Annotated in this window: 27 protein-coding genes; 15 read left to right on the top strand and 12 right to left on the bottom strand. The window is 62.3% G+C overall.

Features of this window, described 5'->3' with window-relative positions; translation table 11 throughout:
* Nucleotides 1–262: 262 nt before the first annotated feature.
* Both QN219_RS07110 and QN219_RS07105 read left to right on the top strand, forming a co-directional pair.
* On the top strand, nt 263–478 hold the full coding sequence (locus QN219_RS07110) for a hypothetical protein (RefSeq protein ID WP_283998877.1): 216 nt from the start codon (nt 263–265) through the stop codon (nt 476–478).
* Nucleotides 479–501: 23 nt separating this feature from the next.
* Nucleotides 502–1,269 carry an aminoglycoside adenylyltransferase family protein gene (locus QN219_RS07105; RefSeq protein WP_283998876.1) on the top strand — a complete coding sequence of 256 codons (768 nt, stop codon included), beginning with the start codon at nt 502–504 and terminating at the stop codon, nt 1,267–1,269.
* An 85-nt stretch (nt 1,270–1,354) separates the two neighbouring features.
* Here QN219_RS07105 and QN219_RS07100 read toward each other — a convergent pair whose 3' ends face one another.
* Nucleotides 1,355–2,320: a C45 family autoproteolytic acyltransferase/hydolase gene (locus QN219_RS07100; protein WP_283998875.1), complete on the bottom strand. Its 966-nt coding sequence runs from the start codon at nt 2,318–2,320 to the stop codon at nt 1,355–1,357.
* Between the two features lie 173 nt (nt 2,321–2,493).
* On the bottom strand, nt 2,494–2,943 hold the full coding sequence (locus QN219_RS07095; RefSeq protein WP_283998874.1) for a nuclear transport factor 2 family protein: 450 nt from the start codon (nt 2,941–2,943) through the stop codon (nt 2,494–2,496).
* A gap of 217 nt (nt 2,944–3,160) precedes the next feature.
* Here QN219_RS07095 and QN219_RS07090 point away from each other — a divergent pair, with 217 nt between their 5' ends.
* The 3 genes from QN219_RS07090 (at nt 3,161) to QN219_RS07080 (ending at nt 4,595) form a co-directional block, all read left to right on the top strand.
* Nucleotides 3,161–3,718: an AAA family ATPase gene (locus QN219_RS07090; RefSeq protein WP_283998873.1), complete on the top strand. Its 558-nt coding sequence runs from the start codon at nt 3,161–3,163 to the stop codon at nt 3,716–3,718.
* A gap of 146 nt (nt 3,719–3,864) precedes the next feature.
* The gene (locus QN219_RS07085) at nt 3,865–4,314 is read left to right on the top strand and encodes a DUF6130 family protein (RefSeq protein ID WP_283998872.1); all 450 of its coding nucleotides are present in this window, start codon (nt 3,865–3,867) and stop codon (nt 4,312–4,314) included.
* Between the two features lie 80 nt (nt 4,315–4,394).
* Nucleotides 4,395–4,595, top strand: a complete 201-nt coding sequence (locus tag QN219_RS07080) for a hypothetical protein (RefSeq protein ID WP_283998871.1) — start codon at nt 4,395–4,397, stop codon at nt 4,593–4,595.
* Between the two features lie 74 nt (nt 4,596–4,669).
* Here QN219_RS07080 and QN219_RS07075 read toward each other — a convergent pair whose 3' ends face one another.
* Both QN219_RS07075 and QN219_RS07070 read right to left on the bottom strand, forming a co-directional pair.
* Complete coding sequence (locus QN219_RS07075; RefSeq protein WP_283998870.1) at nt 4,670–5,173, bottom strand: DUF2380 domain-containing protein; 504 nt, start codon at nt 5,171–5,173, stop codon at nt 4,670–4,672.
* A 254-nt stretch (nt 5,174–5,427) separates the two neighbouring features.
* Nucleotides 5,428–5,886, bottom strand: coding sequence for a carboxymuconolactone decarboxylase family protein (locus tag QN219_RS07070; protein ID WP_283998869.1), 459 nt, complete (start codon nt 5,884–5,886; stop codon nt 5,428–5,430).
* Between the two features lie 292 nt (nt 5,887–6,178).
* Here QN219_RS07070 and QN219_RS07065 point away from each other — a divergent pair, with 292 nt between their 5' ends.
* From QN219_RS07065 to QN219_RS07030, 8 genes are all read left to right on the top strand, one after another.
* On the top strand, nt 6,179–7,498 hold the full coding sequence (locus tag QN219_RS07065) for an epoxide hydrolase (RefSeq protein WP_283998868.1): 1,320 nt from the start codon (nt 6,179–6,181) through the stop codon (nt 7,496–7,498).
* Nucleotides 7,499–7,672: 174 nt separating this feature from the next.
* Entirely contained in the window at nt 7,673–8,473 is an 801-nt protein-coding gene (locus tag QN219_RS07060; protein WP_283998867.1) for an SDR family oxidoreductase, read from the top strand.
* 181 nt (nt 8,474–8,654) lie between these two features.
* Nucleotides 8,655–9,926 carry an epoxide hydrolase family protein gene (locus QN219_RS07055; RefSeq protein WP_405052090.1) on the top strand — a complete coding sequence of 424 codons (1,272 nt, stop codon included), beginning with the start codon at nt 8,655–8,657 and terminating at the stop codon, nt 9,924–9,926.
* Between the two features lie 91 nt (nt 9,927–10,017).
* Nucleotides 10,018–10,644 (top strand): VOC family protein, encoded by a 627-nt coding sequence (locus tag QN219_RS07050; protein WP_283998865.1) that lies wholly within the window; start codon nt 10,018–10,020, stop codon nt 10,642–10,644.
* 222 nt (nt 10,645–10,866) lie between these two features.
* Complete coding sequence (locus QN219_RS07045) at nt 10,867–11,244, top strand: MarR family winged helix-turn-helix transcriptional regulator (protein WP_283998864.1); 378 nt, start codon at nt 10,867–10,869, stop codon at nt 11,242–11,244.
* Nucleotides 11,245–11,414: 170 nt separating this feature from the next.
* Complete coding sequence (locus tag QN219_RS07040) at nt 11,415–12,350, top strand: NmrA family NAD(P)-binding protein (RefSeq protein ID WP_283998863.1); 936 nt, start codon at nt 11,415–11,417, stop codon at nt 12,348–12,350.
* A gap of 282 nt (nt 12,351–12,632) precedes the next feature.
* Complete coding sequence (locus tag QN219_RS07035) at nt 12,633–13,034, top strand: cupin domain-containing protein (RefSeq protein WP_283998862.1); 402 nt, start codon at nt 12,633–12,635, stop codon at nt 13,032–13,034.
* A gap of 300 nt (nt 13,035–13,334) precedes the next feature.
* Complete coding sequence (locus QN219_RS07030; RefSeq protein ID WP_283998861.1) at nt 13,335–13,829, top strand: nucleoside deaminase; 495 nt, start codon at nt 13,335–13,337, stop codon at nt 13,827–13,829.
* A gap of 63 nt (nt 13,830–13,892) precedes the next feature.
* Here QN219_RS07030 and QN219_RS07025 read toward each other — a convergent pair whose 3' ends face one another.
* Nucleotides 13,893–14,084, bottom strand: a complete 192-nt coding sequence (locus QN219_RS07025) for a DUF6494 family protein (RefSeq protein WP_283998860.1) — start codon at nt 14,082–14,084, stop codon at nt 13,893–13,895.
* A 253-nt stretch (nt 14,085–14,337) separates the two neighbouring features.
* Here QN219_RS07025 and QN219_RS07020 point away from each other — a divergent pair, with 253 nt between their 5' ends.
* Complete coding sequence (locus QN219_RS07020; protein WP_283998859.1) at nt 14,338–15,087, top strand: carbonic anhydrase; 750 nt, start codon at nt 14,338–14,340, stop codon at nt 15,085–15,087.
* A 197-nt stretch (nt 15,088–15,284) separates the two neighbouring features.
* Here QN219_RS07020 and QN219_RS07015 read toward each other — a convergent pair whose 3' ends face one another.
* The 7 genes from QN219_RS07015 to QN219_RS06985 all read right to left on the bottom strand — a co-directional run bounded on the left by QN219_RS07015 (nt 15,285) and on the right by QN219_RS06985 (nt 19,358).
* On the bottom strand, nt 15,285–15,758 hold the full coding sequence (locus tag QN219_RS07015) for a VOC family protein (protein ID WP_283998858.1): 474 nt from the start codon (nt 15,756–15,758) through the stop codon (nt 15,285–15,287).
* 142 nt (nt 15,759–15,900) lie between these two features.
* The gene (locus QN219_RS07010) at nt 15,901–16,167 is read right to left on the bottom strand and encodes a DUF2277 domain-containing protein (RefSeq protein ID WP_283998857.1); all 267 of its coding nucleotides are present in this window, start codon (nt 16,165–16,167) and stop codon (nt 15,901–15,903) included.
* A gap of 22 nt (nt 16,168–16,189) precedes the next feature.
* A complete protein-coding gene (locus tag QN219_RS07005; protein ID WP_283998856.1) occupies nt 16,190–16,426 on the bottom strand; it encodes a hypothetical protein in 237 nt (78 codons plus the stop codon).
* Nucleotides 16,427–16,466: 40 nt separating this feature from the next.
* Nucleotides 16,467–16,931 (bottom strand): cupin domain-containing protein, encoded by a 465-nt coding sequence (locus tag QN219_RS07000; protein ID WP_283998855.1) that lies wholly within the window; start codon nt 16,929–16,931, stop codon nt 16,467–16,469.
* 122 nt (nt 16,932–17,053) lie between these two features.
* Nucleotides 17,054–17,815, bottom strand: a complete 762-nt coding sequence (locus tag QN219_RS06995) for a Stf0 family sulfotransferase (RefSeq protein ID WP_283998854.1) — start codon at nt 17,813–17,815, stop codon at nt 17,054–17,056.
* Nucleotides 17,816–18,013: 198 nt separating this feature from the next.
* Nucleotides 18,014–18,499 (bottom strand): transcription elongation factor GreA, encoded by a 486-nt coding sequence (gene greA, locus QN219_RS06990; RefSeq protein ID WP_283978710.1) that lies wholly within the window; start codon nt 18,497–18,499, stop codon nt 18,014–18,016.
* Between the two features lie 175 nt (nt 18,500–18,674).
* Nucleotides 18,675–19,358 carry a TetR/AcrR family transcriptional regulator gene (locus tag QN219_RS06985; protein WP_283998853.1) on the bottom strand — a complete coding sequence of 228 codons (684 nt, stop codon included), beginning with the start codon at nt 19,356–19,358 and terminating at the stop codon, nt 18,675–18,677.
* A gap of 285 nt (nt 19,359–19,643) precedes the next feature.
* Between QN219_RS06985 and QN219_RS06980 the strand changes: the two genes are divergently transcribed.
* On the top strand, nt 19,644–20,132 hold the full coding sequence (locus QN219_RS06980; protein ID WP_283998852.1) for a RidA family protein: 489 nt from the start codon (nt 19,644–19,646) through the stop codon (nt 20,130–20,132).
* Nucleotides 20,133–20,279: the final 147 nt, after the last annotated feature.

The raw sequence follows: 20,279 nt of genomic DNA, 5'->3' as shown, positions 1-20,279 counted from the left end.
AAGAGCGGCGGAGCGCTTGCGAAACGGGCCCGTGCCACCTTGGATTGCGCGCAAGCTAACCTTACTGCATGTTTGCTTGAATCGAAGCCGATTCAAGGACAAAAACATGCAGCAAGTCAAAAGTGCTGCAGCGGCCTTTGTGCGTCCGTAAAGACGCACGGCGCTGCGGATCGGTTCCGTGGGAAGGGCACTGCTGCATGATTGCTTAAATCGGAATCGATTTGAGGCAAGATCGTGCAGCAGCACAGACGAGGTCAAGGCCATGCACAAATTCACAGTCATCGTCACGGAAGAGTTCGAGGCCGACACCGCCGAGGAGGCTGCCTTGCTCATGTATCAGCAACTGACCAAGGAGCCGGCACCTCTCAATTATTCGGTCGCGGACGAGACGAAGGTTGCAACCGATCTGACGCTGGACCGGGAAAAGGCAGATGAGTTTGCCAGTGTCGATCACACGGCAGATCCCGGCAACTGGTAGCGCTCGTGGCGAGACCTGTGGCGATGCATGAAGCGTCCGGTGTTCCCGTCGAGGCGCGGCAGGCGTTGCCCGTTATCTGGCACGCTTTCGGAGATTCGCTGGTGGCGGCGTACCTCCATGGCTCGGCGGTGTCCGGAGGGCTGCGCCCGGACAGCGACGTGGACGTGCTCGTGGTCATCGACCGGCCGACGACGCATGCGGCGCGCGCGGAGCTCTTGGGCGAGCTGATGAAGATCTCGGGGCGTCCCGGCGGCGCTTCCCGCCCGCTTGAGCTGATTGTCTTCCACCGCGCCGACCTCGAGGCATCGGCCTACCCGGCGCGCAGCGAGTTCATCTATGGCGAATGGCTGCGCGAAGCTTTCGAGGCAGGGGAGGTGCCGGCGCCGGCATCCGATCCCGAATATACGCTGTTGCTGGCACAAGCCCGGCACGAAGCCCGGTCCCTCATCGGCCGCGATCCGGCCGAACTCCTGCCGATCGTTCCCGAAACGGACATACGCCGCGCCATTGGCGACGCGCTTCCGGCGCTCATCTCTTCACTCGAGGGGGACGAACGCAACGTCCTTCTGACGCTCGCACGCATGTGGAGGACCTTGGCGACGGGGCAGTTCGTGCCGAAGGACGTGGCGGGCGAATGGGCCATGTCTCGCTTGCCTGCCGAGTCGGCAATGCTGGTCGCCCATGCCCGGGAGGCCTATCTCGGCGTAACGCGCGATGATTGGCGGCCTCGCCGGCAGGAAGCCCGGCGCGTGGCCGGCGACCTCAGCGCGCGGGTGGTTGCGATGCTGTGACAGGCCCGCCGGTTGGATGGGGGAGGGCGTCGCCATGGCGAGGCATCCCGAGGGTGCCGATGATCCATCCCAGGCATCAGGCCGCTCAAACAACGCGTTCGCCGTAGTGGTGCGTGTATTCGCCCGTTCCAAAGCTGTCGAAGCCCTGGGACCAGCGTTTTCCCGGCCAGATGTAGTCCACCCGGCCTTCGGCGGGCCGGTAAACGGCCGTGTAGAGCGTTGGGGAAGGGCCGCGCGCGGAATAAAGCGGCGGCTCGAGAAAACGGTCGGTCAGCGTCGAAAGCGACATGGAAGGATCCTCCAGCGCTTGCAAAACCGCGAGCTGCCGCGCCAGCGAAGACGACGAGGGTCTTCCGGTCCGCTGATGGTTCGTGCATGCCTTGAGGCGCGAGACGGTTGGTCGCTGGCCCGGGCCGAGGAGCAGGGTGGCATAGTGGCCGGAGCGGTCGAGCACGGTCACGTTCTGCGGCAGCGCCACGGGTATCCGGCATAGGGCCGCCACCGCCTCGCGCACCTGTCGGCAGGTCTCGAGCACGTAGCGGATGACGAGAATGATCGAGAAGCCGACGCCCTGGGCGCGGCTTCCGCCCAAAGTCACGCTGGCGACCAGCCCTTCCTCGTTCATCCCGTCCAGGCATCCTCCCCAAGGGCGCTGCGCCTTCGCAATCACCCTCAGGCCCGACCACGCGGTCATCTCGAAGCGCTCGGAGACGATGTCGGGCGGATAGTCGAAGTTGCGGATGAGCGCCGGGCCTTCTTCTCCCAGCCAGACGGCCTGGCTGCAGCCATAGCGCTCCGGCGCCGGGCGGTAATGGCTCAGCACCCGGTGAGCGACCTCGTCATCTCCGACGAGGCCGCAGGCGTCGTCATAGTAAGGGATCAGCTCGGGCATGTGCTGCCACAGGGCGGCGCGACAGTCCCGGGCGTTCGGGATCGATGCCACGGCGCGGCCGAAATACCATTTCTCGGCCTCGGCCCGGCCGGCGGTGAACCGGGACAGCCAAGCTTCCCCGGGCCGGTTCTCCCGCGCTGCGACGAACGTCTTGTACATGGCGGCAGGAGTATAAGGAGGGAAGGGGCCGTGTGGCAACGCAGGCCCGACTGCAGGCCTCCTTGAATCGCAGCCGATTCAAGGACAAAAATGATGCAGCAGTTCGAAGTGCTACAGCGCCGTGCGTCTGAGGAGACGCACGGCGCTTTGTTTGCTAGCCGCTGAGCTGAACGTCAATTGAACGTATGCAGCTTGATTTTCAAACTGCCATCGGCCTGCCGCTCGAAAACATGCGTGGCAACTCCGCCCCACGGCTGGTCTTTACCCTGAGCATCCTTGCCCTTGGCCGACCATTTTGCTGCGCCGTAGATCAATTTCTCGTCGCCGTCCGCCCTGATCACTTCGAGTTTGTGACCGGTGGCGCCCATGCCGAATATGCCGCTGAAAAACTTTTCGACGCCGGAGGGTCCTTCGATCACGTCATGACTGGGGGGAAGAAGGAGCGCGTCCTCGGTATAGAAGGCGGAAACCGCCTTGGCGTCCCCCTTTCCGAAGGCCTCGTCCCAAGCCGTGTAGGCGGCCTTGACATCGTCTTCAAGGGGACCGGCACGAACCTCCATCGACGCCATAGAGATGGAGCATGCTGCGAGCGCAATTCGCCAACCGACACGTGTCGTGAACATGGCTTTCCTCCTCCTGATTGTTATTATGCCCCAGGGAAGCTCATAATATACCTCTGTTCGCATGGAGGCGACGTCGGAGGCACGGATCGTCAAGAACTATGATGCCGTTTAATCTTTCGATTGCAGACCCGCGTCCAGGTCGGGGTTGTGGGTTGAAGCCGCGCTCTCTTTGACTCCGGGATGGGCCCAACTGCCGCTCTCCACTCCGTTGCGGATCATGGAGATCGGCCGAAGCTCGCTCGGCCGGCCTTTTCGTATAAGGAGAGCCATGCCTTTAGTCATTCTGATTGGCGCTTCAGGGTCGGGAAAAACGACGATCGCTCGGGCGATCCAGGATCGCCATGCCGAGAGTGTCGACGTGTTCTATTTCGATCGAGTCGGCGTGCCATCGGTCGAGCAGATGATCGCCGAGTACGGGTCAGCCGAGGGCTGGCAGCGCGCCATGACCATCGCGTGGATGATAAAGCTTGCGCAACCCGTCAAATCCGGAGGCAGAGTGCTGTTCGAAGGCCAGACACGCGTTTCCTTTCTCGCAGACGGAGCGTCCGCCGCCGGTGGTTTCAGTTATCTGCCTGTTCTCGTGGACTGCGATGATGAAACCAGATCGAAGCGCCTGACGGTCGACCGGGAGCAAGCTGAACTCGCGACCGAAGATATGATGAACTGGGCGCGATATTTGCGGTGCGAGGCCAGGAGGAGCCGCTGCGAAATACTCGACACGTCCTCGCTCTCGCTGGATGAGAGCATTTCATACGTCATGGCCAAGCTGCGTTGAGCGGTCCGATGCTCTGTATCCCACTATGTCCAAACAGCCGGCCGCTACACAGGCTTTCAAATTGGCCGGACGCCAAAACAATGGAGATACATATCGGCCGTCTTTTGTGACCGTAAGTCATCACGTCACGGAAGAGGTTCACGACCATGCTCATCAGGACGCTTGCGGCAGTCGCCGCTGCCGCCGTGCTCGCCACGAGCGCTTTCGCAGAAGGCACGGGGGAGGGCCGCCCGGCGCCGGTGTTCTTTCCCATCAAGAACGAGCCGCCGCCGAAGCTGATCGTGGAGCCGCCGCTTGCCGGGGCGCTCGCGCGTGGCGCCGTGCTCATCCCGTACCGGACCGAGAACTTCCGCATCCTATCGGTGTTCGGGGCGGGCGCCAGCAGCGTATCTCCACGGGTCGGGCATCTGCATGTGACGGTCGATGACTCGCCCTGGCGCTGGGCGGAAACCGGCGACACCAGCACGGTGGTCGTGGTCGGGCTGCCGCCCGGCGAGCACAAGGTGCGGATCGAACTGGCGAGCCCCGAGCACAAGGTCTTCACCGGAGAAACGGTGGCGTTCACCGTGCCTGAAACCGCGGCTCACCCGCATTGAAGACGACAGCGGCCGCGGCCATCGACGCGCCAAGGACGCTGCAGTTGCTGCATGTTTTATCCTCAATTCGGAGCGGACAAATGACTGAGCCATTGAAAACGATTGCCTCGAAGGCGGAAATTCGCCGCCAACTCGATCAGGCTTCGAAGGCGGCCGAGCTGGAAGAGATTGGTGTCGCGGCAAGGCGCCTCGGCCTCCGTCCGGAGGTGCTGAAAACGTTCGATCCGGTCAGGATACCGACAACGCCGCGCGTCTTTTCGGATGCGCAAGGGTCGATCTAGCACTTGTGCTGCATCTTCAGGTGCAGCAGCCGCAGCCAACGAAACAATGAAATGATCTGATCTGACAGCTGCCCCTACGGCAGAATTCTGTTTGTCATCAGCCATTTCGCAGAGCGGGGCCATGCGTGGTTCGCACCCATGCGAAGATTGGTGAAGCCCTGCGAAACAGGTTTCCCGGTTTCAGCGTCAAGGATGCGAATGAACATGGTGTGCTCTGTTCGGTTGACGCGCGTTACGACGCCCAGCAAGGCAAGAGACGCGCCGTGCTCCCTGGCGATCTTGCCCTCACAGCCCCCGCAGTTGCGCAACCCGTGCGGCGCCACCTGGTCGTCCCTTTTCGGTGCATCGATGACGGTAAAGCGCCCGGACTTCGAGAGCATGTCCTTCGCAACTTGCTCGGACTCGGACAGATAGCGCCGGTCGTGTTCGTCCGGGGGAATTATTCCTGCCCCGGCGCTCTTGTCCTCCAGTTCGAACGGAAACACCTCGATCGGCATCGGCTTTGCCTGTTGAGCCTGCGCAAATGAACAGGTGCCCGCAAGCAGCGTCATCAGGACAGTCAAACTGCGAATGCGCATGGTCGCCTCCCGTCAATGTGACCACCATTGTACACGGCTGAATTCCGGATCGCAGCGACAGCGCCGACGCCCAAGTCATCACCACTACCGCTGCGCCCGCAAGCTTGAGGCCCGCGGTGGCAGCGCTTGTGCTCGTCACAGAACGTGATCCGCGCCCAGGTCCGTGGCGCGGAAGGGTCTTTTCAGCCCAAGGACTTCAAGCGCCGCGCGTCCGATTGGACGCACGGTGCTTAAGGCTGTCGCCGCGTGCAGATCTACCAGGCCTGGCCGGCCGGTTGACGGGTCGGGACGTTGATCCGGTTGAACAGGTTGACCATCGCGACCCAGATCACCAGCCCCGCAAGCTGCTTTTCGTCGTAGTGCGCGGCAGCGTCGTTCCAGACGGGATCGGGAACCGGATCGTCCCGGTCGTCAAGGCGCGTCACGGCTTCGGCGAGCGCGAGCGCCGCTCGTTCGGTATCCGAGAAATACGGCATCTCGCGCCAGGCCGCGACGGCATGGAGCCTCTCATCGGTTTCGCCGTCCTGCTTCGCATGCTTCACACCGCCGTCGACGCAGAAGCTGCAGCCATTGATCTGGCTCGCGCGCAGATGCGCGAGGTGAAACACCTTTGGCGGGACGCCCGCCTTCTGGACGGCCGCTATCAGGGCCTGGATTGCCTGCACGGCGCCGGGCACGAGCGCGCCGGGATTTTTCATTCGGGCTTTATTCATCGAGATCTCCTGTCACATCGGGTTGGTCACATCGGGTTGACGCCATTCGGCATGCCCCATGACGGACGAGCCGGGCGGAATGTGACTGACGAGCGAAAAATTCTGGCGCGGCGGTTTGAGGCAATTTCGGAGCTTCGTATCGAAGCGTGTCCGCCCGGCATTCGCTGGCAATCGCTTACATAGCGCCCCCCATTCCGAAACATCCGAGACACCTTAGGAGCGCGATATGCGCTTCGACGGGCGGTTCGGGCAATCAGGCCTCGGCATCGCCAGCCGGTCGAAAGGAACGACAATGACGAAGACGGCAAAGGCCCAAACGGGCATCATGTCTGGATCGCCGACACGGCGCGAACTGCTTGCCGCGACGGCTGTCGCCGGGGCGATCAGCATGTTTCCCCGGACGCTTCGCGCGGCGGCCGCCGGCGAGGCGATCCGCCCCTTCCGCGTCGACATTCCGGACGACAAGCTCGCCGATCTCCGGCAGCGCATTGTCGCCACGCGCTGGCCCGAAAAGGAGACTGTCACGGACCAGTCGCAGGGCGTGCCGCTCGCGACGATGCGCGACCTCGCGGACTATTGGGCGACGGATTACGATTGGCGCAAGGGCGAAGCGAAGCTGAACACCCATCCGCAGTTCATCACCGAGATCGATGGGCTGGACATTCATTTCATCCACGTTCGCTCGAAACATGAAGGTGCGTTGCCGCTAGTCATCAATCATGGATGGCCGGGCTCCGTCTTCGAGCAATTGAAGCTCATCGAGCCGCTCACCAATCCCACAGCCCATGGCGGCAGCGCATCGGACGCATTCCACGTCGTGATCCCGTCGATGCCGGGCTACGGTTTCTCCGGCAAGCCGACGGAGACCGGCTGGGGTCCCGAGCGCATGGGCCGGGCCTGGGCGGAGCTGATGAAGCGCCTCGGCTATGCCCGCTACGTCGCCCAGGGCGGCGACTGGGGTGCATTTGTCGTCGACCAGATGGGCTTGCAGAAACCGGCGGGACTGCTCGCGATCCACACCAACATGCCTGCGACCGTACCCGCCGACGTCGACAAGGCACTTCTGGCCGGCGAGCCGGCGCCATCGGGCCTTTCGGACGAAGAGAACCGCGCCTACCGGCAGCTGGTCAGGACCTTCAAGCAGGTCGACTACGCAAGGCTGATGGCGACGCGGCCCCAAACGCTTTACGGGATCGCGGATTCACCCGTTGGCCTCGCCGCCTGGCTTCTCGACCACAACGATGCCGACGGCCAGCCGGCGGCGGCAGTCGCCTCGGCTCTCACCCGCACGACGAGCGCCACGGGCGAACTGACGCGTGACGAGATCCTCGACAACATCACGCTCTATTGGCTGACGAACACGGGCGTCTCCGCATCTCGTCTCTATTGGGAATACAAGGGCGGCTTCTTCAACACCAAGGGCGTCACCATCCCGGTAGCCGTGAGCGTCTTCCCCGGCGAGCAGTACGAAGCGCCGCGGAGCTGGACCGAGCGGGCCTATCCCAAGCTCATCCACTACAACAGGGTGGAGAAAGGCGGCCACTTCGCCGCCTGGGAACAGCCGATGCTTTTTACCCAGGAACTCAGGGCTGGGTTCAGATCGCTGCGCTGAGGCGCGGCGCTCCCGGAGGACGCGGACGGGCCCTCCTGACGTCCGCGTCCTCACCCTCGGAAGTGCAAGAGCCGTGCCGGCAGCGGTTCATGTCCTAAATCGCTGCATATACGACATTTGAGACACAAGCGCTTCGCCCTAGTATCGAAGCAGTTCAACCAAATGGAGCCTGTCATGACCCAGAACTCGAAAGGTACCGCGCTGATCACCGGCGCTTCCTCTGGCATTGGTGCGATCTATGCCGATCGCCTGGCGCGCAGGGGCTATGACCTGATCCTGGTCGCCCGCAACAAGGCACGCCTCGATGAAGTGGCCAAGCGCCTCAGCGACGAGACCGGCCGCTCGATCGAGGTGGTTGCGGCGGACCTCGGCGACCGGGCCGATCTCGCCCGCATCGAGACGGTGCTTCGGACGGACGCCAGCATCACCATGCTGGTCAACAATGCCGGCGTCGGCGCGACCGGGCCGCTCATCGCCTCCGATGTCGACAAGATGGAGGAGATGATCACGCTGAACGTCACCGCGCTGACACGGCTGAGCTACGCCGCGGTGCCGGCCTTCGTGGCGCGTGGCGTCGGCACCATCATCAACATCGCTTCGATCGTCGGCATCGCGCCGGAAGTGCTGAACGGCGTCTACGGCGGATCAAAGGCCTTCGTGCTCGCCTTCACCCTGTCGCTGCAGAAGGAGTTGGCCGACACGGACATCCGCATCCAGGCCGTGCTTCCGGGCGCGACGGCAACCGATTTCTGGGGCCTCGCCGGTACGCCCTTGGAGCATGTGCCGAGCGAGATCGTCATGCGCGCCGAGGACATGGTGGACGCCGCGCTTGCCGGCTTCGATCTCGGCGAGCGGATCACCATTCCCTCGCTGCCGGACGCAGGCGATTGGGAAGCCTACGAGGCGGCGCGCCAGAAGCTCATGCCGAACCTCTCCTTGAGCGTGCCCGCCGCGCGGTATCTGACCGTGGGCTGACCCCCGCGGCCCACGCCTTCGAATGGCAGGAGCCCCGCCGGCGGCACGCCGCCGGCCCCCCCCACAGAGCATGTCGGCGGCGTGCCGCCGGCCCTCACGGAACAGGAGAATGATCATGCCCGGAGTCTTTTCGCTGATCGGCAAACGCCATCATCTTGCGGCCACCGTCTTGGCCGGAGCGATGGCAATCCTTCTTCCCCCGGCTGCCGCCTATGCCGGAACGACGTCGCCCGTCGCGACCGTTGCGGCTGCAGCCAAACCGGCTTTCGACGAATCCATTCGTCCGTTCCAGTTCCGTGCGTCCGACGAGGCCCTTGCCGACCTCAGGCGGCGCATCGCGGCAACCAAGTGGCCGGGGCGGCAACTGGTGTGGGATGCTACCCAGGGCGTGCAGCTCGACACCATGGAGAAGCTCGCAAAATATTGGGCGACGGACTACGACTGGCGCAAGGTCGAAGCGAGACTCAATGCCCTGCCGCAGTTCGTCACCAACATCGACGGGGTCGACATCCATTTCATTCACGTGCGTTCGAAGCACAAGAACGCGATGCCGCTGATCGTCACGCACGGGTGGCCGGGTTCGGTCATCGAGCAGTTGAAGATCATCGATCCGCTGACGAACCCGACGGCCCATGGCGGCAGCGAAGCGGATGCCTTCGACATCGTCATTCCGTCGCTGCCCGGCTACGGGTTCTCCGGGAAGCCTGACGAGCTTGGCTGGGATCCTGCGCGGATCGCACGCGCCTGGACGGTGCTGATGAAGCGCCTGGGCTACACCGGCTTTGTCGCACAGGGCGGCGATTGGGGTGATGCGGTAACCGAGCAGATGGCCGCCCAGGCGCCGCCGGAGCTCATCGGCATTCACACCAACATGCCGGCAACTGTGCCGGACGAAATCCAGAAGGCGCTCGACGCCGGCGGTCCGCCGCCCAACGGACTCTCCCCGGAGGAGCGACAGGCCTATGAACAGCTCGACTTCTTCTACAAGAACGGGCTCGCCTACGCTCAGGAGATGAGCAAGCGCCCGCAGACGCTCTACGCAATCGAGGACTCGCCAGTCGGGCTCGCCGGCTGGATCCTCGACCACGATGCGCGCAGCTATGCCCTGATCGCCCGCGTCTTCGATGGCGAGCGCGAGGGCCTCACGCGAGACGACGTGCTCGACAACATCACGCTCTATTGGCTGACAAACACGGCGGTGTCCTCGGCGCGTCTCTATTGGGAAAACAAGTTCGCCTTCTTTGCTCCGAAGGGTGTTACGATACCGGTCGCTGTTAGTGCTTTTCCGGACGAACTTTACCAAGCACCGCGTTCCTGGGCAGAAAAAGCGTTTCCCAAGCTCATTCATTACAACCGGCTCGACAAGGGCGGACACTTTGCCGCCTGGGAACAGCCGGAGGTCTTCGCGGAGGAGATCCGAGCCGGATTCAGGTCGTTGCGTAAGTCGATTTGAACGCGAGTTGAGAAAAACACGAGTTGAGAAAAGCAGGGGCGCGCGCGTGTGCGTACTCGCCGCCGCCCTTCCAAATTCAAGGAGAAAAACCATGACAACTGAGACCAGCAGCGAGAGAACCGTGGACTTCAAGCTCGAGGCCATCGTCATACCCGTTTCCGACGTCGACCGCTCGAAACGCTTTTACAGCGACCTCGGCTGGAGGCTCGACGCCGACTTCGTCGTCGGCGAGACGTTCCGCGTCGTGCAGTTCACCCCTCCGGGCTCGCCCGCTTCGATCCACTTCGGCAAGGGCATCACGTCGGCCGCGCCCGGCTCGGCAAGCGGTATGTATCTCGTCGTCCCGGATATCGAGGCGGCGCGCGCCGAACTCATCGACCGCGGCGCCGAGGTGAGCGAAATCTTCCACCGGGCCGGTCCGGGACAGCCGGCGACGAGAGGGCCGGATCCGGAGCGGCGCAGCTACTTCTCCTACGCCACGTTCAGCGATCCGGACGGCAACAGCTGGCTGTTGCAGGAGGTCACGACGCGCTTCCCCGGACGCGTCGACCCGGGCGCCACGACATTCGCCTCGGCCACCGATCTCGCCAATGCCTTCCGCCGCGCGGAGGCCGCGCACGGTGAATACGAAAAGCAGCTCGGCCACCGCGACGAGGACTGGCCGGCCTGGTACGCCGACTACATGATCCGGGAGCAGAGCGGCGCGGCCGCCACATGATGAGCAACGGCCGCGGCGGTTCGCCGAGGTGAGCCGCAGTCACCACCCGCGGGCTGCGCGGCCCGCGGGTGGTGCATGAACATCGGCCTTCCCTGTCGCGGGGGCATTGCAGCATAGGGGAGCCATGATAATGAGCACCGAGATCAAGGCGGCCGCTGCAGGCGTCGTAGGCGAGGTCACGCGCGCTTGCGTGATGACGCGGACGCGAAGGATATCGCGGTTGTGACCAGCATCTACGACCAGGCGCTCAGGCCGCATGGCGTCAACGCCTCGCAGTTCTCGCTGCTGGTGCTGATCGCGAAGCTTCGCGGGGCGAGCCGTGCCGAGATCGGGCGCGCCAACTATCAGGATCGCTCGACGCTGACGCGCAATCTCGCGCCGCTGTTGACGGAGGGCTGGGTCGAGGAAGTGGCTTCCGAAGCGGGCGGCCGGAGCCGGCCGGTGGTGACATCGGAGGCGGGCAGGGAACTCCTGGTTTCTGCAGCGCCTGCGTGGCGAGCGGCGCAGGAGAAGGCAAGGGGACTGCTCGGCGAGGAGGGCGTCGCAGCCATCGTCGGCGTGGCCAACAGCCTTCCTCCCGACGAACTCGCAAGTGCCTGAACTCATTTAGATCCGGATCGAAAACCGCTTCGCGCTGTTGCGCGAATTGCCACAACCGAGATGTTGCATATGCAACGCAAGGGTTGCGCAGACCGCTGCCGGTGAGCGCAGGATCCGATGGATCGTTTGAACAAACGCTTTCAACCAATTGTCATTGAAAGGAATTAGGCATGACGACGACATCCGCGAACGAAAAACCGATCCTGGTGACCGGAGCGGCTGGCGACCTTGGCGCCATCGGCCGCAATGTCACGGAGATGCTGCTCGCCAAGGGCAGAAAGGTGCGCGCGCTGGTCCGCAGGGAGGACGAGCGCGCCGAGGGCCTGCGCCGGCTCGGTGCCGAAGTCGTGCAGGGAGACCTGACGGATCTTCAATCGATGCACCGCGCGATCGAGGGTGTCTCCCGCATCTACTTCGGCATGTCCGTTTCGCCGTCCTATCTCGAAGCCACGGTCAATACGGCCGCCGTCGCGCGGCATCACGGTGTCGAGGCATTCGTGAACATGTCGCAGATGACGGTGACGCAGATGAGCATCAGCGAAACCACCGACAGCCCGCAGCACAAGCTGCACTGGCTTGCGGAGCAGGCCTTGGCCTGGTCGGGGCTGCCGGTCGTGACCGTGCGTCCGACGGTGTTTCTCGAAGGCTTCTTCCTGCGTCTCGCCGCCGCCGGCGTCAAGCAGCGCGACGAGCTGGCCGTCCCGCTCGGCGCCGGCAAGACCTCGCCGATCTCGGCCGTCGACGTGGCGCGCGCCGTATCCGTGATCCTCGACGATCCGGCGCCGCATATCGGCAAGGTCTACAATCTGACCGGCTACGAGTCGGCGGACCTCGAACACTATGCCCGGGTGTTCTCCGAAGCGCTCGGCCGCAAGATAAGCTATCGCAACGTGCCGCTCGACGCCTGGGTCGAGGCGCTGCGCGGTCTCGGCGTGCCGGATCACCTTGTAAGCCACCTCTCCGTGATGTCGAAGCTTCACGCCGAGGGGCGCTACGACCGCATGACGGACGACCTCATCAGGCTCACGGGCCAGGCGCCGACCAGCGTGCACGATTTCGTCAAGCTCCACGCCGCCGAATTCACGCCGCGTGAAGCCGCCGCGTGAGGGGCAGGCGGCTTGGCCTTTTTGGGGAACAGGCAGCAGGTGGACCGAGCCAAGCGCCCGGGCCCGCCTCCGTGACGCTGCACCTGGCACTTCGCGGCCCCAGTGCTGCGGACATCGGCATGGCTTCCACTGTGTCCGTCGCTGCCGCGATTACATCCGCTTACAAAAGTCCCGCCCGGCCGACACATCGGCACTACACGCCTGCGCTCAAATGACGACGCTCCTTCGAAGACGAAGGCTCGACCGAAACAATCGCCATACACAAATGGAAGGACGACGCTTATGAAAACGACTCGGATCATCGCGGCTGCGCTGCTGATCGTCGCCAGCGGATTGATGCTTGACGGGGCCGCGGCCCAGCAGCCCGGAATCCACCGCACCGATCTTATCAAGAACGATCTTGGCGTTCCCGGACGCGAGACCCTTCAGGTGCGCGTCGACTTCGAACCGGGCGCCGTCTCGATCAAGCATTCCCATCCGGGCGAAGAGGTCGCCTATGTGCTCGAAGGTTCGCTGGAGTATCAGCTCGAGGGCAGGGCACCCGTGACGCTGAAGGCCGGCGAGGCCCTGTTCATCCCGGCCGGCGTGGCCCATGTGGCGAAGAACGTCGGCAACGGCAAGGCGTCGGAACTCGCGACCTACATCGTCGACAAGGGCACGCCCCTCGTCGTTCCGGTCGAGTGAGCTTGTCCTAGTTGCGTCGCGGGAGCCTGCGGGCGAGGCGTCTCCCGCGCCGTGATGACGCGCAATCGGGTAGCAACTGCCGCCAGTCCCCCGGTCGTTCTCTGACGCGCTTGCACCTTCGATCGGTGTTGCTGGACAAGTCGAAAAGGATCAAATTGATCTTTGATGCCTGTTCATCGGGGAATGTCAGATAAGTATTGCCGGGAAGCTGGCAACTTCTGCTTGGCGGAGAAATTACCCGCTCCGTCAGCGGAAACATTGATGGTGAATGAACTGCGATAATTCTCAGGAGTTCACAAAATGGCAAGCACCAAACGGCCCTATGACAAGTCACTTTTGCGGAAGGCCTTCGAGGTGGCGCGGCGTTCGCGCGAAGGCGGAGACCACCCGTTTGGTTCAATTCTCGCCGACCGTGATGGCAATGTTTTACTGGAACAATGCAATGGCTACAGTTCGGAAGGTGGCGACCGCACGGCCCACGCGGAGCGGCTTCTCGCCACGCGCGCCGGCAAAGCCTATGATCTGGATTTTCTTGCCGGATGCACGATGTACACATCCGCGGAGCCATGCGCCATGTGCTCGGGCGCGATCTATTGGGCAGGCATAGGGCGCGTCGTGTTCGGCCTTTCCGAGAGAGAGATGAAGCAACAGATCGGCGCCAGCCAGGAAAATCCGACGCTTGATCTCCCCTGCCACATCGTGTTCGCCGCCGGTCAGCGCCCAACGGAAGTCGTCGGCCCCATGCTTGCGGACGAGGCGGCGAAACTCCACGAGGAATACTGGTCTCGCCGCTAACGGTCCCTCCGCGACATGGCAGCGGAGCCGGTTCGGGTAACGGCTGGGCAAAAATTATGCCTCCTATGGAAGTTCGATCTCGCCGTCGACCACGTGGTTGAGGTCGGTGCCTTCCGCCGTCAGCGTCATGCGAACCTTCAGCTTCTTGCCGCCGGTCTGGCCTTCGCGCACCATCTCCTCGATCTTGCGCTGCGAGGTGACGCCGACTTCCTTCAGGAATTTGCGGATCGACATGTTGAAGGCGTCTTCGCTCATGGCGGAACTCCTCTGTGCCCGGAAGGGGATTGTAAGGGAAGGCGAGGGGTCAAGGAAGCTACGCTTTTGACAATGGCGAGGATCGCGCGTCTGTCGCACGGCGGAGAGCGGAGCTTCTCGCCGGCGTGCCGAAGGTTGAAATCGCGCGCCATTCTGACAGGTGTTGGACAGCTGACAGGTGTTGGACAGGTATCGAGGACAACATCCCGTCCCCGAGCGCGATCTGCTCGTGATCATTCGAAAGGGAATATGAATGGAAAGGCGTGATTTCCTCAGGGGCCTGGCCTTGCTTGCGGCCTGCCCGCTCTGCGTCAAGACGGCATACGCGGCCGAGGGCGTGCACTGGGGCTATGAAGGCGAAGAGGGGCCCGAGCATTGGGGTACCTTGAGCACTGAGAACAATGCTTGTTCGGCCGGCTCGCAGCAATCACCGATCGACATCCGCGGCGCGATCAAGGCCGAAATCCCCGATCTGGCGACGGACTGGAGGCGCGGCGGCACGATCCTCAACAATGGCCATACGATCCAGGTGAAGGCCGCCGGCGGTACGCTTCGCCGCGGCGACAAGACCTTTGATCTCGTGCAATATCACTTCCACGCGCCCAGCGAACACCTTGTCGACGGCAAGAACTTCCCGATGGAAGCGCATTTCGTTCACAAGAACGCGGAGACCGGCGCGCTCGGCGTGCTCGGCGTTTTCCTTGTCCCCGGCGCGGCCAACCCGACCTTCGCGAGCCTCGCGGCGAAGTTCCCGCAGAACGCCGGCGAAGAAACCCGGCTCGATGCCGTCGACCCGAAAGGCCTCTTGCCCTCCTCGCTGAAGTATTGGAGCTATGAGGGATCGCTGACCACCCCTCCCTGCAGCGAGATCGTCGACTGGATGGTGGCGATTGAACCGATCGAGGTCGACCCGGCCGATATCAAGAAGTTCACCGGGCTTTATTCCATGAACGCACGGCCGGCGCTTCCCGGCAACCGCCGCTACGTTCTGAGCTCCAGTTGATCGACGACGGGGGGCGCTTCTCCTCACGGCCGCAGGGCCACCTCGGCAAAAGCGTCGCTTTTGTAGAGGTGGCCGTTTGCCTGCCGGCGCATGCAACTCTCAACAATACTCACACGTGAGGTGCGGTCTCTCGCATTGACTGTCCGTCGGTTGGCGTTCAAACCATGCCGCCAGCAACCGGACCGTACGACGGGGCGTCAGCCGCGCCGCGCCGCCTCGATCGCGGCGACGTCGATCTTTCTCATGTCCATCATCGCATCGAATGCGCGCTTTGCCTCGGCGCCGCCCGCCGCCATCGCCTCAGTCAGGACGCGCGGCGTGATTTGCCAGGAAATTCCCCACTTGTCCTTGCACCAGCCGCATGCGCTCTCCTGGCCGCCGTTGCCGACGATGGCGTTCCAGTAGCGGTCGGTCTCTTCCTGATCGTCGGTGGCGATCTGGAACGAGAAGGCTTCATTGTGCTTGAACATTGGCCCGCCGTTCAGGCCGATGCAGGGAATGCCCGCAACCGTGAAATCGACCGTCAACACGTCGCCCTCCTTGCCGGAGGGGTAGTCGCTGGGTGCACGGTGCACGGCATGCACCATGCTGTCAGGAAAGACCTCGCAGTAGAAGCGGGCGGCAGCCTCGGCGTCGTTGTCGAACCAGAGGCAAATCGTATTCTTCGCCATTTGCGTGTTCCTTTGCTTTGAAGCCATACGGCCTTGTTTCCCCCACCCCCCCGGAAGTGTCCGTCTCTCCAGGCCAGGGTGGAGGCCGTGGAGCCGGAAGTCGACAGGCAAGCGCGCTTTCGTCGGCCTTGCCGCCAATAGGTTACGCGAACCGGGCTGCGCTTCTTGCGCGCGCCTTTGCGGCTTCCTCCTCGCGGTTGCGTGGCGGTTGCGATGTCTCCATGGAATCGAGCAGTTCGCGGGCGCATTCCGCGATCGAACTCACCGCGCGATCGAATGCCGCCTCATTCCGCTTCGACGGCCTGGTCGTTCCGGCGAGTTTACGCACGAACTGTAACGCAGCATCCTCTATTTCCTGGTCCGTCGCCGGCGGATCGAAATTGAAGAGGGATCTTATGTTTCTGCACATGACTTGCTCCCGGTCATCCTCATCAAGCATCGAAGGCAGAATACGACATCGAGGCATTTGCGCCAAAACCGCCGGTACGAACGCCGTCGCCTGCGGCGTAGCCGGCGCTTTTCGGTTCAGGTTTCCGCATGGCCGAAAACATTTCGGTCTCCTCTGTCGCCGGGCGGTATTCGCCATCGGATGCAGCTAGGACGAACGGGCTGGGGCGGATCCGACATCGCATCAAAATAAAGTTCAGAGCACCGTCCGAACCCGTCATCGGTCTTGCGCCGGAAACGGAGATCGGCCGGCCGCGGCAGTCAAGTTTCAGCGGGCCAGTCGGGCAGCAGGGTGATGCCGAATTTCGGGGAATCCGCCCTCAGGCGGGCAATCTCCTCGGGCGACGGTGGCCCGATCACTTCGCCGGGCCTCAGTTCGTGGCCGGCTTCCGCCAGGAAGCTGTCGAAGAGAGCCGGCGTACCGATCAGGATATAGCGTGCCGGTCGGCCGCTCCTATTCATCAGCTGATGCGGCACCCGGCGCTCGAGAAAGATGCTCTGACCGGCGGTCAACCGGTGCACCTCTCCGTTGACGAGAGCGGTCATTTCGCCCTCGATGACGTAGACGGTTTCATCGTCCTCGGCGTGGACGTGGATCGGCGTCGTCGTGTTTCCGCCGCTGATGTTTTCGAAGAGGCAGAACTGGCCGTTGGTCTCGTCGCCGGACAGCAGGCGCTTCATGACCACGCCGGCGAGAACGAACTCTTTCGGTTCCATGCTGCTCATGGCATTCATCCTTGTCGGTTTCGAGCGGTATCATCTGCTGCGATTGCAGTCTTCCGGCCACGACGGCAGATGCCGTTTCCGGGCAGCTTTGCGGACAAATCCGCCATCCAAGGAGTGAGCAGTCAAACGATATCGTGTTCCAAACGGAAACGCGACACCCAGTCCTGGTTTGTCTCGTCGGCGAGCTTTGCGACACCGGGTGCCACGCCAGTTGCGGCGTCGCCATTCAAGCCCAGCTGGCCCAGTATTTCGCGCAAAGTTTCAATAGGATCGGAAGAAAGCGCCTCATAAGTGATCCGAAGGGGTTCGATTCCCTGCGCCTCGAACCAGTTCTTCCAGTCAAGATCATATGTGGTCAATCTATCGCAGCAGGTGCGGATTTCTTCCGCGTTGTAAACCGGCGTGCTTGGCGGTGCGAGGCGTTCCAACTCCGTCCCGTCCGGCGCCCTGTGCCACAATCCGGTTTGCTCCGCCTTCACATTCGAAACTGCCTGTTGAATCTTGTCCAACCGAGTGAGGTGAATAAAAAGCGTTCGTCCGAAGGCGGCTTCAAAACGTTCTAAGTCACTCGCTCGTTCCGGGTGCAGCACCGCCAGTTTCTGGGCAAAAAAATCAAAGCTATGTCTTTGCAGCCGCAGGCCAAACATGCCCGTATCGAGGCTTCCCTTCGCGATTGCCGCGCGAAATATCAGGGCCAGAAGGTCCGGTTCCGGAGTTGAAACCTCTGAGGCCAAATCGAAATAGGCAAGCCATTCGGAAATCGAGGTGCGATGAAAGTAAGACCCTGGATTTCCGGAGACGCCGGTCGCAGCCAGGAGTTTGCACAACAGTGTACTGCCACTGCGCGGGGACGTGCAGATCACATAGGAGTCAAATTTCGACATTGCTGTTTTCTAAAACCAAGGAGGATTCTGACAAAGTTCCAACGCCTTATCAGCCCCGTGTTGCAGTGGCATGACCGCTTTGGGCGCGAAGAAAGAGAGCTTCGCCACCAGTTCCCGTCCGGCCAGGCGCGATCATTCGCCTGCAACTGCGGATCGATCCTGCAGAGCCGTTGCGTTCGCATGTCGGCGATAGGGCGCTTACTGCGAGATGGCGATGATCTCGAGCTCCTGGTCGCCTACGCTCACGACATCGCCAACGGCTTTGCCCATGAGAACCCTTGCCACGGGCGATACGTAGGAAATAGATCCGGCCTTGGGATCAGCTTCGTCCTCTCCCACGATGCGGTATTTCTGCACGCGCCCGTCGTCGCGGCTGAAGGTGACCGTGCTCCCGAAGGCAACGGTGTCACTCGAAGTCGGGTCAGGGACGACCTGAGCCGTGCGAACGCGTTCCGCAAGGTAGCGCAGGTCACGCAAGGGGCCCGCCGCCTCCCGGCGTCGTTCATTCACGTCCTCGATCTTGCTCGTCGCATCATAGGCTTCGCGCGCTTGCTGGAGCTGCAATTGCAGAGCCTTCAGTCCCGCTTCCGTGACAAGGTTCGGGTGTGGTGAAATCGGGCGGTCAGGCAGCAGGGTTTCCGAGGCCGTTTCGGCACTTTCTTCCTTGACGAAGGCAACACTCAAGATCGAACTCCGTTCAGACGCGGTGCGTTCTGACAACGCCGGGGAAACAGCAGTTATCAGAACCAGTGTTGCGGCGACTTCGGTGGCCGCCGCGGATCAATGGTATACGATGTTTCCGATGCGGACCATTGATTCCGCCCGATGCTCAATGTCCGCCCTGCGGCCCAAAGCGTCATTATCTCGGGGTCAGGCCATCGAGCAGGAAGTCCAGGCCTTTCCTGAAAGCGCCGTCCCAATCGTTATCCAACAGCAGACGAGTGCGTTCGATTGTCGGATAGCGTTCGCTGAGACGTGTAAGGCGCTGCTGCGCCGCGGCCCTGTCGTCGTCCGAGAGGTCAAAGCTCGCCCGGGTGATGGTAGCGCCTATCACATAGTTCCAGAGCGACCATATTGCGACGTTCAGATCCGCGTCCGCTACACCGGCTCTGGACAAGGCCTTGCTCAGCCGTTCCAGGCGACTGAGGATGTTCGGGCCGAGCGCCCGGCGCGGCAACAGCGATGCCGACCAAGGATGGCGCAGCATGCTGGCGCGCCAGTCTTCGAGCATATGAACGACTTCCCCGCGCCAGTCTTGAGACTCAACAGTTTGCGGCGGTGCGCGATATTCGAGCACCGAGTCGAGCGCCAGATCAAAGACCTCCTCTTTGTTGTCGACGTGCCAATACAGGCTCATTGCGCCGGAGCCGAGGCGATCGGCCAGCCGACGCATCTTCAATCCGTCGACACCCTCGGCGTCCAGCAGTTCTACCGCGGTCGCCACGATCCGTTCCAGGGAGAGAGGCGGCTCCTGTACGGACCGGAGTGATGCATCTGTCCGTGGAGACCGTTTGCCCTGAGCGCCGCTACGTTTGGCTGCCATCCGTCTTCCCTGCTACTGCATGATTTCCTCAAATCGGAATCGATTTGAGGACAAAACCATGAAGCAATTCAAAGTTCTACTGCGACCCCTTTGCGCGTCCGATTCGACGCGCGGCGCTGTAGTCACAACGTCGATTTAAGCCGACAACGCGACGAATGTCGATCCAGACCGATTGACTCGTACGGCGTACGATGCGATTGAATCGTACGCCGTACGAGTCAATCGTAGTCAATCCTGCAGACCGCGAGGTACTTTGCTCACGGTCCTCAGAGCCAAGAGAAAATCATGTCACGCGCAATCAAGCATTTGCTTATCGGAGGGCTAATCATCATGACCATCGGAGTTCCCAATGCGGCGACAGCGAATGAGAAGGATCTCAAGCTGACCATCGTCAATCCGAAGAACCTCTACGACCCGACGCCGAATGGCTACAGCACGGCGGTGATTGTGCCCCGCGAAGCCCGGGTGGCCTACATCTCCGGACAGGGCGGCCAAGACAGCACTGGAGCCTTGTCGCCCGACTTCGCTGTCCAGGTTAGGCAGGCCTACGCAAATTTGCGCACCGCCCTTGATGCGCTCGGTGCCCGGCCGGATCAGGTCGCCAAGCTCACGGTCTTCGTGGTCGATCACGATATGTCCAAGCTTGAGGTGTTGACCCAGAACGTCAAGGAAATGTTCGGCGGGGCACTGCCGGCACAGACTCTGATTCCTGTCCCCAAGCTTGCAATTGACCCCATGCTCTTCGAGGTCGAAGCCGTCGTCATGCTGGATTAGGGCAACTCCAAGGAAAAGTGTGTAGCGGTTTTTCCGTGCGGAATTGCATTTCAAAGAGTTAGATCATTTCACTGTTTCAACGAAACAAGAAATGGTCCAGTGGCGACGGAGGATCAGGCGCCGACGCTGTAGCACCTTGAATTGCTG

This window comes from Sinorhizobium sp. 8-89, assembly GCF_030124325.1.
Classification (GTDB): domain Bacteria; phylum Pseudomonadota; class Alphaproteobacteria; order Rhizobiales; family Rhizobiaceae; genus Sinorhizobium.
Note: the sequence above shows the minus strand (reverse complement) of the source record. Positions and strands in the feature narration are given on the sequence as shown.